Below are 13,145 nucleotides of genomic sequence, written 5' to 3'. Positions count from 1 at the left end.
TGATTAGCTAAATGGTTAATGGAAGGCGAAATAAACTAAGCGACCTTGTGATTCCAAAGTTGATGGATGATCAAGGTCGCTTTTTAGTAAGAAAAATTTTCTCAAAAAGTTAAGGTTAAATCCTATGGATTTTCTGTTATTTTACCAATTATATGGATTGTCCTTTTGTTTCACTTATTCCATTATGGCATTTTGCTTCATTTTTCGACTGAGTACCACTCCAAAAACTAAAGCAAGTATAGAACCAACCATTAAGAAATAGCCTAATACGTAAAAACCATTAGATAAATCACTACCTTCTGCTACAGCACCTACAACGATAGGTCCAACAATTCCGCCAATATTTCCGCACATATTGATTAACCCCGCATTATCTTTCCCCTACCTTCTCAACTGGTAAGGTAATGACTTCTGCAGTTATCTTTCGTTTCATTGGAAAGTAATAAAAGGCAGCCGGTAAGAAAAGTCCTACAGCCCAAGCTAAATCTGCTCCATTAAGTGCTTTTGCAACAGGTCCAACATAAAAAGACGCATTGATAAAAGGAATCTCTGCAAGTATTGATGCTACAAATGCAAAGGAAGCAATCCAGTTGACTTTTCCATACTTACCATTTAGATCAAAGATATCTTTGACACTATATTCGCCTCGACGCAGTATATAATAGTCAACAAGGTTAATTGATGTCCATGGGATCAAAAAGTAACTCATAAAAAAAATAAAATTCATGAAAAATTCGAGAAAGTTTCCTTGTCCCACAATGCATAAAGTTGTAGCTAAGAATGTAATACATAGCAGGAACCCCATCCGTACTTTTGGTGTAACTCTGAATTTAAAAAACGGTTCAAGTGTCGTAATCGAGGACATAAATGCACCATATAGATTAAAAACATTAATAGCGAGTTGCCCAAAGACGATTAGTACAAACATAAGGATCGCAAAGTTTCCGAATAAAGCTGCTAAATTGCTCCCCGTGTTGTCAAGAAAATTCGGTATTGCAATCGTTAAAACAGCACCTAAAACCATCATCCAGACAGCTCCGATTACTGTACCCGAATAACTATACCAAAACGTTTTTGCAGGTGGAGTTTCAACGGGAAGATACCTTGAGTAATCGGCAACATATGGTGCATAAGATAACTGCCATGTAACGGCAATACTAACAGCAAGAAAAAATCCCGACAAGTTAATATTGTTAGGTAACCATTGCTCTGCAGGTACTGGTAACTGAAAGACTATATAGGTCATGATCAAAAAAAGAACCATTGAAGCTGCCGAGAACCATTTTTGCACCTTGTGAATTAAGTCGTAGCCATATAGAGCGACTACAAAACAGATAGCTCCGATAACGATAATATTACAAGTTTGGTTAATCGGAAGTATGTTTCCTATGGTTTGAGCAGCAAGAAGTGTATTGCTTGCGAAAAAGCCTAAGTATATAAACATTACAAGGAACAAAGGAATAATTGCCCCAATGACCCCAAATTGAGCTCTGCTTTGAATCATTTGTGGTATTCCCAGCTTAGGACCCTGTACTGAATGTGATGCCATGAATATCGCTCCAATGAGAGAACCGATAACTATGGCAATCACACTCCAGAATAAGTTAAGACCTAGCATAATAGGTAACGATCCTGACACAAGCGTAGTAATGTTCATATTCGCCCCAAACCAGATTGGAAATAAATCTTTCGCCTTTCCATGTCGCTCATTTTCTGGAATATATTCAATACTTCGCTCTTCAACTTTCATGTGAATTCCCCCTCATTTAGAAGTGTTAACTTTTATTAGGCCTATTCTACAAGGAGCAGCTTCTTGAATGTATTATAGATTAATCTAGATTAATCTTTTCATACTCATTAAATTCTCAGTACAGATATGATTCTCACCCCAAAAAGGTCGGAATTAGTATTGCAAAGGGCCTTATTTGGGAATTAATCAACAAAATAGCTCTCTACTCAAAACTATCTAATTTAGAGTAGATTTTTTTAAGGTTATCAGGAGAAAATTGGAGTTGATCTGGAGAATGTGTCTCCCAGACATGGTGCTTTTCACCACTCAACATTTTTACTATTTGATCAGTATCATAAACTTTAAGATCATATATCCAATTGGCCATCATTAATGTAGCTGACATATGTGCGCCAAGAGTTGTAGTTCCGCAAATATCTTTAACGAGATTAACTTGGTAATCACGATAATACGCATCTAATACTGTGGCTAATACACAACAATCCGTGAGGACTCCTCCAATTATCAAATGTTTAATATCCAGACTTTTGAGCATTAAATCGAGGCTTGATTCATAGAAGCCGCTGTATCGGTATTTATCAATAATGATGTCATTTTTGTGAGGTTTTATCTCATCTATAATTTCAATAGAATCCATATCAGAGTGATAATAGATAGGTTCCCCTTGTTTATTCAATGGTTCATTGTTTGCTAGGCCAATAGCATCTCCCCTGCTTATATGTCGAGTGTAAATAACAGGTATGCCTTGTTGACGGCATGTATGAACAAGAGTCTTCGCATTTTGAACAATGTCATTCATACCAACAACATTTGATGTACCACTTTCTTTTTGAAGATCGATCAATAGAAGAGCTGTTTTTTTCATATTCAATGTGGCTCACTCCTAAATTTCTTTTCCTCTTTTCAACTTTAACTTCAGTTATATTGTTTCATTCAAAATTGCATGGTACATGATAGTTGATGTTCTACCATGTACCATGCAAGTCTACGAAAAAATAAATATGTTGTAAAATGTAACCACTGTCTTCTTTAAATAATTTTCTACTTATAAAGAGAGTTAACGCTTGCTTGCTAAAACATATAAAACATACATATGATCTGCCTATCAGAAAAGAGATGATGCGATAACCTTCTAATTCAGTTAACAGCCTAAACTTGTAACGACATTCGGATTATTATCAAATCTCCAGCTATTTTTTCACAAGACCTGCCACTCCTTAAGCTCCAGCCGACGAGACTTCTCAGCGACATGTGGATCTTTTTCTGCTAATGAGAGTGCTTCTTCAAATGTATCTGCAATATACACAACTAAACCGCCTGTACCATCCGCAAAAGGCCCTCTTGCAAAGACTTTCCCTTTATGATCAAGTTCGTTTAAATACTCGATATGACGTGGACGCACTTCTATATTTTTTTTAGCATCAATCATATGTAAAAATGCTGCGTAATAAGCCATGCCTTTCCACTCCCTAATTTCGATTCCAGACAACCAGTTTCATTTCTGTCATTTCTTCGACTGCATATTTTAATCCTTCACGGCCTGTTCCACTTTCCTTCACCCCACCGTAAGGCATATTATCAACACGGAATGTAGGAATGTCGTTAATCATTACTCCACCCACTTGCAAATTTTCTGCTGCGTCCAGTGCTGTATGCACATTGTCTGTGTAAATTCCTGCTTGTAGGCCATAATTGGAATCATTGACCAAATCTATCGCTTCTTCAACAGATTGAATCTTGTTAATCAAAACAATTGGAGCAAACACTTCTTGGCAAGATACCTTTAAGTGAGTATCAGCATCTAGTATGACAGTCGGATGAAGAATATTGTCTTCCGCTTTTCCACCTGTTGCAATCTTGGCTCCGCCTTGTTTCGCCTCCTCAATCCAATTGAGGGTTCTTTCAACATCATATGGGGAAATTAAAGCGGAAACTTCAGTTTCTGGATCAAGCGGATCACCTAGTTTTAATAGTTTCGTTGCATCTATAAATTTTTCAACAAAGCGATCATAGACTTCTTCATGTGCATAAATCCTTTGCAAAGAAATACATACTTGTCCCTGGTTTGAAAATGCTCCAGTTATACACCGAGAAATAATCTTATCTATGTCTACATCCCGGTCAATAATGACAGCCGCATTAGATCCTAACTCCAATGTCACGCGTTTCAATCCTGCTTTATTGCGGATACCAATCCCAACTCCTGGGCTACCAGTAAAAGTAATCATACTCACTCTAGAATCAGTGACCAACTTGTCTCCAACCACTCTTCCTCCACCCGTGACCACATTTAATGCTCCTGCAGGCAACTCTGCTTCCTGTAATAGTTCTGCAAGGAACAACGACGATAGTGGCGTTTGGCTTGCAGGCTTTAGTACAATTGTATTTCCTGCGGCAATCGCCGGACCAACTTTGTGAGCGACTAGATTCATAGGGAAATTGAAAGGTGTAATGGCCCCAATCACTCCAATCGGTTCACGTACAGTGTAGCCCAGTCGATTCTCACCGCCCTGTGCCGCATCCAGCGAAAGCGTTTCCCCGTGAATTCGTTTCGCTTCTTCAGCCGCAAACTTGTAGGTTTCGATTGTTCGTGCCACCTCTCCCTTAGCTGTTGTAACCGGCTTGGCTGATTCAATCGATATAATTCGAGCCGCTTCATCTGCGCGCTCTTCAAGAAGTTGGGCCAATGTTTCCAAGATTTTTGCACGTTGGTGAGCTGGCATTTTTGCCATCACTTTCGTAGCTTTTTGCGCCGCTTCAATAGCTAGGTCGGTTTCTTCTTCAGTTGCCAGAGGGATTTCAGCTATGACTTCTCCTGAGTAAGGAGAACGAAGTGGACTATACTCTTTGGCTTCCACCCATTTCCCATTAATGAGTAAATGTTTTTTTGTTACGTTATCTATAATTGTCATATTCTCAGCTCCCCTTCACTCTTTGTCTTTACTTCACCTAAAGATTAGAGGCAATTTTTGAAATAGTCGATTCTATTCTAGAAAAATAATACTCTTCTAATTTTATGGTTAATCCACCGTGACCAAATTTACATTGGTTATTTTCCACCTCAGAATTCCCCTTAATAAAATCAAGAAAAAATAATATACTATTACGTCTTTCTAGAATGTTACTAATTCCTTGCTTGTAAAACCAAGCATCAATTGTATTATAAACCCCTCTATTAACCCCATATTTTTCCTTGCATAGATTAATAAAGGATAGATCAGTTAAATGTATTGTCTCTTCTACATCTAATAGCAATTTGTCCCCTCCTTGCTACTTGGCTCAAGTTAAATGAAGTTGAATCAATAACAAAACGAGTTGTTCCATAAAGTTAAATATGGTTTTTTTTCTTCCTTAAAATACTCTCTCCCTTAGCTTAATTGGGGCTCCTGTTTAGTACCTTTCAGAGCTTTTTGCATAAAAACGACTTCTTCACTTAGCATTGAAATACGTTTTAAAACTTCCGCATCTACCAGTTCGTTTTGCGGACTAAAATGGTCGTTATGAGCATAAACAGAGCCCGGAGCAACAAATGCACGGAAATAACTAGCTATAGGTTTCAGCTGATTTTCAATGACTAAATAATGCTGGTAGGTTCCGCCAGTAGCAACAAGGCCCATTACTTTATTACGGAAATCCTTTGGGGGTACTAAGTCAAACAAGTTTTTCAGAGCCCCTGTAATCGATCCTTGGAATATGGGCGTTCCGATAATGTAAACATCAGCTGAAGTTACGATATCAATTACTTTTTTTGTATCTCCAGTATACGTTGACGGATTACGACCATCACAAAATTGAACATCATATTGTTTCAAATCAAGTATTTCGACTTCGATATCAGGATGGTTATTCTTTACTTCCTCTAAAACTTTTTCAACAACTACTTTTGTTTTTGATCCTATAATCGTTCCGGAGATTCCAAGTAATTTCATTTCATTTTTCCTCCCTTTTTAAAACGTCTGTGATAAAAAGTATTTACCTGCCACTTTTTTTTTACCTCATTATGAACGGGTCTGGAATTGGTTCAGATGATGTATTAACCCAAACCACTTTGTCTTGCAGATATTCGTGAATCGCTTCATAACCGCCTTCTCTTCCATAACCACTTAGGCCAGATCCGCCGATTGCAGCAATTGGTGAAATGCTTCGATAGGTATTCACCCAAACGATTCCAGCACGGATAGCTTTCGCGACTCGATGAGCTTTTGCAATATCGCTCACCCAAATTCCAGCTGCTAATCCGTAATCCGTACTGTTTGCTAGTTGAATAACCTCCTCCTCATCTTTAAAAGGGATAACACTTAACACAGGACCAAATATTTCTTCTTTTGTAATACGGGAATTGTTATCAGTATGCTCGAAGATAGTAGGCTCAAAATACCAGCCTTTTTCTAAATGTTTAGGCCTTTTTCCACCGCAAGCAAGTTTTCCACCTTCATCTAACCCGATAGCCACGTATTTTTCGACACGCTCCAATTGGGCATGCGTTGCCAGCGGTCCCATTTCTGTATCATCTTGAAAAGGATCACCAATCTTAATTTTTGACACACGGTCAACGAGTTTTTGCATCACTTTATCGTAAATATCGACATGTAAAAATGCACGTGAACCAGCAACACAGCTTTGTCCTGAAGCACCAAAGATCCCAGCTATAATTCCCATCGCTGCATTATCTGGATTTGCATCCTCAAACACAATATTGGGTGATTTCCCTCCGAGTTCAAGTGAAACCTGTGCGAAGTTTTGTGCCGAATTTCGAACAATATGCCGTGCTGATTCCGAACCACCCGTAAAGGCAACACGCCTTACAAGAGGATGCGAGGTTAGTGTATCACCTACAGGTATCCCAAAACCGGTAACAACATTGACTACTCCCGGTGGGAAACCAGCTTCTTCAACCAGTTTTACTAGTTCTAAAAGAGACGCTGAAGTCATTTCTGAAGGTTTAATAACTATGGTATTTCCTGCTACAAGAGCTGGAGCCAGTTTCAATGTTGTTAAATAAAGAGGGGAATTCCAAGGAGTAATGGCAGCCACTACTCCCAGAGGCTCTTTGGCTGTAAATGCGAACATATCCTTTTTATCAATTGGTAAGGTTTGACCATGGATTTTATCCGCAAGTCCTGCATAATAATAGAAAAATTCAGGTAAATAATTTACTTGTCCACGCATTTCACGTATTAATTTTCCGTTATCTAGCGATTCAACTTTCGCGAGCTCTTCAGAGTGATTAGCAATCAGCTCTCCAAGCTTTCTAACAAGACGTCCACGCTCTGTGAATGTCATATTAGCCCATCCTGAATGCAAGAATGCATTATGCGCAGATTCAACAGCACGATTTACATCTTCAGCATTCCCCTTTGCGACTTGACACCATACTTCTTCTGTAGCAGGGTTATAGCTATCAAAATATTCACCACTGGATGATTCTACCCATTCTCCGTTTATATACATCTGATATTTCTTCATCTTTTTCACTCCCGGCCCCCCCTTTATTTCACCAACACTGTTTGTTTGTCAATAAACAACCGAATAGCTTCATTCACAATTTTGAACCCTTCGATCGGTAGCATATGCTTCATATTTGGTACAATCAAAATTTCTGAATGCGCAATCTTTTCTTGCATTTGTCTTGCCATCCCGGGATTAGAACCCACATCATGCTCACCTGTTATAATTTGGGTCGGTATATTAATTTGCTGAATCTGTGGCCATAACTCTTCATCCGCAGTCGCGAAAAGTGTATATGCCGCTAAATAAGAAGCAGGATCATTTGTCTGGAGCCTTTTCCGAATCTTACTCACAATTTCTTCGTGTAAGTTTAAGAACTCTAGATTAAACCAACGTTGAATTGCTGGTTCAATTGTTGCCAAAGGCCCTGTTCTTTTCACTTGTTCAACCCTTTTTAAAATGGCTTTTCGCTGTTCTTCCGTACGATTGGCCACTGCATTCATAATTGTTAGCGTTTTCATTTTCCCTGGATATTTTAATGCAAATGCCTGAGCGACCATGCCACCCATAGAGAAGCCAATAATATGACTTTTCTCAATCCGCAAGTGATTCATTAATGCTGCTAGCTGCTCAACAAATTGTGAAAGGGCATAAGGACCCGGAGGATGCTCAGATCCTCCGTGCCCAATCATGTCATATACGATAACATGGAAATGTTTCGACAGGTCTTCAACTTGCTTTTCCCACATGGTAAGATCAAGACCAACACCATGGATAAGAATAAGCGATTCACCAATCCCTTTTTCTTCAAAATGAAACGAATCTTTTCCATGCAATGCAGTTGGCATTAAACTAGCCCCATTTCCACCATATCTTGATGGCGGTTTCCTGTTCTCGGATGCGGACGTCCTCCTGTAGAAGCCCCAATTGCTACAACAATCTCATCCGCTCTCGGAGCATCCGGAATAGTTGCTTCAAATGTAATAAAATGAGAGCGTTCAGACTCATCTGTCTTATGAACCATTGGAATAATCACTGCAGAACCTGCACCACCGCGCTTATTTGTAAAGCTTAGAATACTCGTTCCTTTCACAGCGTCGCGAAATTTGTTACCAAATTTCAATGTATGGATAAACGCTGATGCATGTTCAACTTCCCCATCAACTCCTACAACAGCTGCCTTGCCGAATGCTTCTACGTCATCAGCTGAACCTATATGCTTAAATAGTTCAGCAACTAATAGTTCACCAATTTGCGGTGCATATTCATTAATTTCCGGCATTAAATCTTCAACATATCCTCGGCCCGCCCAAGGATTTTTGATCACCGCCATAGTTGTTATCATCTTGATAGGATTCTCTACTTTTTTACCACCTTCAATACGTGTTTCTTCAACAGCTGTATACACTTTGCGAATATCTAACATTTACATAACCCCCAGTTTAGTTTTTGTGAATCTTGGCATAACTTCTTCCGTGAACAATTTTAAACTTTTCATCATTTTTTCATGCGGCAAACCATTGTGGTTCACCCAAAGCAGTAATGTTTCTAAATTCAGTTCGTCCTTCAACTCTTGAATTTTCTCGGCTACATAGTCAGGTGTACCAAACAATAAATTCCTTGGATGTAAGAATTCATAGTTCAATTCTTGTCCTTCTTTTACTTTTTCGCCTGGATCCATAAGGTTGCTAAGTCCCCTCCAGTGACAAATCCAACGATAGTTGTTCAATACGGCTTCTGCCGCATCTTGGCGAGCCTGTTCCATTGTTTCCGCTACATAAACATCACGTACTAAAGCAATGCCTTGACCAAGTGGCACTTCATAGCCTTTGGCTTTGGAAGCCCTTTCACGATACAGTTCAAAACGACCTTTCAATTCTTTTACGGTCGGCATCCAAAACATTCCTTGTATATTATTCTCCGCAGCCAATTCAATTGAACGCGGTGAATCAATTACTTGCCACAGTGGAAGTGATTCCTGGTAAGGTCTAGGCATAAGGGAAATTTTACTAATTTCGCCTTTTTCCATATCCATAAAGTCGGGAGTTGATGGGCTCATAGGATGACTCCACTTTAATCCTTTAGGAGGAAATTGATAGATTTCACCTTCATGTGAAAAGAAACGGTTTGACCAAGCTTTCTTTAATATTTCTAATGTTTCTTCAAAAAGTGCACGGTTTTGCTCTTGATTTGTCGGATCTGCCAAAGTGTTTAAATTAGCCGCTTCTCGTCCGTATAATCCTCGTGCTAGACCAACTTCAACACGCCCTTTACTTAACTGGTCAAGCATTGCAATGTCTTCCGCCAAACGCAGTGGATGCCAGAAAGTAGCTACATTCGCGGCTTGTCCAATTCGAATGTTCTTTGTACGTGCAGCAATATCAGCCCCCATTAAAATCGGGTTAGAAATCAATTCATTTCCTTCATGACCAAAGTGGTGTTCCGTATACCAAATCGAATCATAACCATTTTCATCACAGTAAATAGCTTGCTCACGGGCTTCATCTAGCACTTTATAATACTCATCGTGTCTTCCTTGTCCTGCAAGATTTGCAAAAATTCCAAATTTCATAGAATTCATTCCTCCTCAAATCACTTTTTTTGACCAAGTTTTTTTGCTATGTCCATTTTAAGTTGCATTCCACTTGCTTTTACATGCTCTCGCATGGCTTTCTCGGCTTCCTCTGGATTTCCTTTTTCTATAGCTACCAAGATTGCCTGATGCTCCTTAAGTGATCTCTCACGACGAATCGGATCTTCGATAGTTAAAAATACATACTGTTTATAAGGTATTTGATTGAGTAGCAAATTTAGCATGTAACTTAATTTAGAGTTATTGGCTCCTTCTTGAATGACTGAATGAAATACATCATTTGCCTCAACATAAAGCTTTTTATCTGAGGTTTGTATAGCATCCTCCATGTCAGCCACTGCTTGCTTCAGTTTATTAATTTCTTCAACACTCTTTCGTTCTGCAAGCAAACCCGCTGCAAGCCCTTCCATTACTTCCTTTAAAGTAAATAACTCATTTAGTTCCTTTTCAGTCGGTTTTGTCACACATGTTCCAACTCTTGGAATAATTTCGACTAACCCTTCTCTTTCTAACTGTTTAAATGCTTCCCTAATAGGGGTTCTACTAACTTTGTAATGTTCTGATAAGACAGTTTCTGATAATTTTTGTCCTGGCTCATATTCTCCAGTTACTATGGCTTCACGAATCGCGTTTGTAACTTGCGCTGTAATGCCTAACGTCAAGATAGCTGTAATGGAAAACCCCTCCTTCTAAAAAAGTATGTACCATGTACCATGCAAGCTCTTAATAAGTGCAATTATAGGTTATGGGAAATTGACTGTCAATTAAAAATTAGAAAATTTTAAATATTAATTCAGCATTCTAGCTGTTAAAGTTTTTTTTCAACTATTACACCCCCTCTCATTAACAATGTATAACCCACCGCTTTCTTAGTTGAAGGTTTCTTGTTTATTTTCTACTTAACAGAGAGCGTTTTTTTATCATAGAAACTAATAAGCTAAACTCTTTAATAAAACAGAAATCGTTACTAAAGGTTTCCGAGTTTGTTTTATGAAGATACTCAAAATAAATTTATGTCTATTTCATATAATCCATTAGATTATTAGGTAGTCTGATTTATGAAATTGACTACGATGAATAAATCACCACTTATATAATATTTATTTTTGGATAATAAATATTTTTTCTGAATATATTGACATCTGTATACGCTTACATTTATAGTGATTCTATCAAACAGCTTGCATGGTACATGGTAGTATAAAGACAATTTTGATAGGGGGAACATTGATGAAAGTTGAAACTCGTAGTATCGAATATATTCCGGCAGATGAACGTCACGGTAAAGCTCGCGATTTATTTCCCATCTGGTTTGGGGCAAACATGCATATTACCACGCTTGTGACAGGGGCATTACCGATTGCATTAGGACTAAATTTATTTTGGAGTCTAGCCGCAATAATTGTCGGCACTTTATTAGGCGCCATTTTTATGGCCTCCCATTCCGCTCAAGGACCTCAACTTGGAATTCCACAAATGATTCAGAGTCGTGCTCAATTTGGTGTAATTGGTGCCATTTTCCCCTTATTTCTCGTTATGTTCGTTTATTTAGGTTTTTTCGCAAGTAGTGGTTTGCTTGCAGCACAAACCTTAAGCAGCCTAACAAAGATTGATCAAACATGGAGCATTTTAATATTAAATATTCTTTGTTTTGTTGCTACCATTTATGGCTATAATTTAATCCATAAAATGCAGAAAGTGTTGTCCTGGGCTTCTCTCTTTATTTATCTAGTTGCCACATATATAGTTTTCCAATTGCAAGTCCCGGCAGGCAGTTGGGCAATAGGGAATTTAGATTTACCAGTGTTTTTGTTGGCGGTCAGTATGGTCGCAACTTGGCAATTAGCATACGCCCCATACGTTGCAGACTATTCTCGCTACCTTCCTGTAACTACACCAACTTCTCATACATTCTGGTATAGTTACGCTGGCACAGTTATCGGGACTATATGGATGATGACCTTAGGTGCAACCTTAACCATAGCGATCCCTAACTTTCTTGATCACTCCGGCGGTAACTTGGCCAACCTGTTTGGAAACTTTGCTATAATCATGTTCTTTATTATTATCTTTGGACAGCTTGCCATAAATGTCTTTAACCTATATGGAGCATTCATGGCAACAATAACAACCATTGAACCATTCATCAAAATAAAGGTTACACCGAAAGTTCGAATAGGAATGATATTTTGTGTAACGGTTGCCGGGACTGTTTTGTGCTTACTAGGTCAGAGTAATTTTCTAGCTTTTTTCTTGAATTTCATCTTTTTTATTAGTTATTTTTTGATTCCCTGGACATCTATCAATCTTGTTGATTATTATTTGCTACGACATGGACGTTACAATGTAAAAGATATTTTTGATATAAACGGTCAATATGGAAAAATAAATTGGATTGCTTGTATGGCATTTCTTGTATCAATCTTGGCGGAAATCCCTTTTATAAACACATCTTTCTATGTAGGACCGATAGCCAAGGCCTTTGCTGGGGCAGATATCGCTTGGATTATTGGGTTAATTGTCCCAGCTGTTTTATATTACTTCCCAATGAGAAAAAAGTTGAATATAGCTGAAAATGCAATCAACAAACAAGAGATTAGTTCCATAGATTCGTATAAAGCTAACACTTCTCAGAAAAATATTAAGTAAATTAATATCAGGTGTTGGTATTAATCAATTTCATTGAATAGACACCCCTTATATGGGAGTACTCTAAAGCGAAAGGAATTATAAAAAATGACCAATGAACGTTTTAAAGCAGGCTTAGAGGTTAGGCGTGAAGTTTTAGGAACAGATTATGTAGATAACTCAATTAATAATGCAAATGATTTTAATATGGATCTTCAAAAGTTAGTGACGGAATATTGCTGGGGAGAAGTTTGGACCAGGCCTGGAATATCTAGAAAGACTAGAAGTATCATCAACATAGCAATGATAACCGCATTAAATAGGCCTCACGAATTAAAACTCCATATCCAGGGGGCAATAACAAATGGGGTCACCAAAGAAGAGATTAAAGAGGTTCTGCTACAGACTGCAATCTACTGTGGAGTACCTGCAGCTATCGATAGTTTTCGTATAGCACAAGAAGTTTTCAATATCACTACTGATTTAACCGAGGATAAATAATAGATGGCTATAAGAGAATTTCAATATTGGTAATATATAAATGTGAAATTCAAAAGCCCCATCATCTACAAGTATATTCTTTATGAATCCCCCTTAGGATTGGGATGAATTATATATAAAACAAACTAAGGTGAATTTTCTCAATTATATACAAATCAATAGGAAATACTCTGGAGACTCTTTTTTCCCCAGAGTATTTTTTATATATTATAAATATATAATATC

14 protein-coding genes are annotated in these 13,145 nt (G+C 38.1%); 2 read left to right on the top strand and 12 right to left on the bottom strand.

Translation table 11 applies throughout. The features are described from left to right. Nucleotides 1–174: 174 nt before the first annotated feature. The 12 genes from ACFVSH_RS17195 to ACFVSH_RS17140 all read right to left on the bottom strand — a co-directional run bounded on the left by ACFVSH_RS17195 (nt 175) and on the right by ACFVSH_RS17140 (nt 10,453). Nucleotides 175–354 (bottom strand): hypothetical protein, encoded by a 180-nt coding sequence (locus tag ACFVSH_RS17195; RefSeq protein WP_387707051.1) that lies wholly within the window; start codon nt 352–354, stop codon nt 175–177. Nucleotides 355–370: 16 nt separating this feature from the next. Continuing rightward, on the bottom strand, nt 371–1,750 hold the full coding sequence (locus ACFVSH_RS17190) for a purine-cytosine permease family protein (protein WP_387707049.1): 1,380 nt from the start codon (nt 1,748–1,750) through the stop codon (nt 371–373). Between the two features lie 202 nt (nt 1,751–1,952). Further along, nucleotides 1,953–2,615, bottom strand: a complete 663-nt coding sequence (locus tag ACFVSH_RS17185) for a cysteine hydrolase family protein (protein ID WP_387707053.1) — start codon at nt 2,613–2,615, stop codon at nt 1,953–1,955. Nucleotides 2,616–2,948: 333 nt separating this feature from the next. After that, entirely contained in the window at nt 2,949–3,206 is a 258-nt protein-coding gene (locus ACFVSH_RS17180) for a YciI family protein (protein WP_387707047.1), read from the bottom strand. A 13-nt stretch (nt 3,207–3,219) separates the two neighbouring features. Further along, complete coding sequence (locus ACFVSH_RS17175; RefSeq protein ID WP_387707045.1) at nt 3,220–4,662, bottom strand: aldehyde dehydrogenase family protein; 1,443 nt, start codon at nt 4,660–4,662, stop codon at nt 3,220–3,222. Nucleotides 4,663–4,699: 37 nt separating this feature from the next. After that, on the bottom strand, nt 4,700–5,005 hold the full coding sequence (locus tag ACFVSH_RS17170; protein ID WP_387707043.1) for a hypothetical protein: 306 nt from the start codon (nt 5,003–5,005) through the stop codon (nt 4,700–4,702). A 113-nt stretch (nt 5,006–5,118) separates the two neighbouring features. Then, nucleotides 5,119–5,679, bottom strand: coding sequence for an NADPH-dependent FMN reductase (locus ACFVSH_RS17165; RefSeq protein ID WP_387707041.1), 561 nt, complete (start codon nt 5,677–5,679; stop codon nt 5,119–5,121). Between the two features lie 61 nt (nt 5,680–5,740). Continuing rightward, a complete protein-coding gene (locus ACFVSH_RS17160; protein WP_387707039.1) occupies nt 5,741–7,216 on the bottom strand; it encodes an aldehyde dehydrogenase in 1,476 nt (491 codons plus the stop codon). A gap of 23 nt (nt 7,217–7,239) precedes the next feature. Continuing rightward, on the bottom strand, nt 7,240–8,046 hold the full coding sequence (locus ACFVSH_RS17155; RefSeq protein WP_387707037.1) for an alpha/beta fold hydrolase: 807 nt from the start codon (nt 8,044–8,046) through the stop codon (nt 7,240–7,242). Next, nucleotides 8,046–8,624 (bottom strand): amino acid synthesis family protein, encoded by a 579-nt coding sequence (locus tag ACFVSH_RS17150; RefSeq protein ID WP_377413523.1) that lies wholly within the window; start codon nt 8,622–8,624, stop codon nt 8,046–8,048. Before ACFVSH_RS17150 ends, ACFVSH_RS17155 begins: the two co-directional genes overlap by 1 nt. Then, nucleotides 8,625–9,770 (bottom strand): LLM class flavin-dependent oxidoreductase, encoded by a 1,146-nt coding sequence (locus tag ACFVSH_RS17145; protein ID WP_387707035.1) that lies wholly within the window; start codon nt 9,768–9,770, stop codon nt 8,625–8,627. Between the two features lie 20 nt (nt 9,771–9,790). After that, complete coding sequence (locus tag ACFVSH_RS17140; RefSeq protein ID WP_387707033.1) at nt 9,791–10,453, bottom strand: GntR family transcriptional regulator; 663 nt, start codon at nt 10,451–10,453, stop codon at nt 9,791–9,793. Nucleotides 10,454–11,021: 568 nt separating this feature from the next. Here ACFVSH_RS17140 and ACFVSH_RS17135 point away from each other — a divergent pair. Together ACFVSH_RS17135 and pcaC are read left to right on the top strand one after the other, a co-directional pair. Further along, entirely contained in the window at nt 11,022–12,440 is a 1,419-nt protein-coding gene (locus ACFVSH_RS17135; protein WP_387707031.1) for a purine-cytosine permease family protein, read from the top strand. A gap of 87 nt (nt 12,441–12,527) precedes the next feature. Next, the gene (gene pcaC, locus ACFVSH_RS17130) at nt 12,528–12,920 is read left to right on the top strand and encodes a 4-carboxymuconolactone decarboxylase (RefSeq protein ID WP_387707029.1); all 393 of its coding nucleotides are present in this window, start codon (nt 12,528–12,530) and stop codon (nt 12,918–12,920) included. The last annotated feature ends 225 nt before the right edge of the window (nt 12,921–13,145 follow it).

The sequence above is a fragment of the Peribacillus sp. NPDC058002 genome, assembly GCF_042886655.1.
Classification (GTDB): Bacteria; Bacillota; Bacilli; order Bacillales; family DSM-1321; genus Peribacillus; species Peribacillus aracenensis.
The sequence above is the reverse complement of the archived record's forward strand: the minus strand, read 5'-3'. Positions and strand labels throughout refer to the sequence as shown.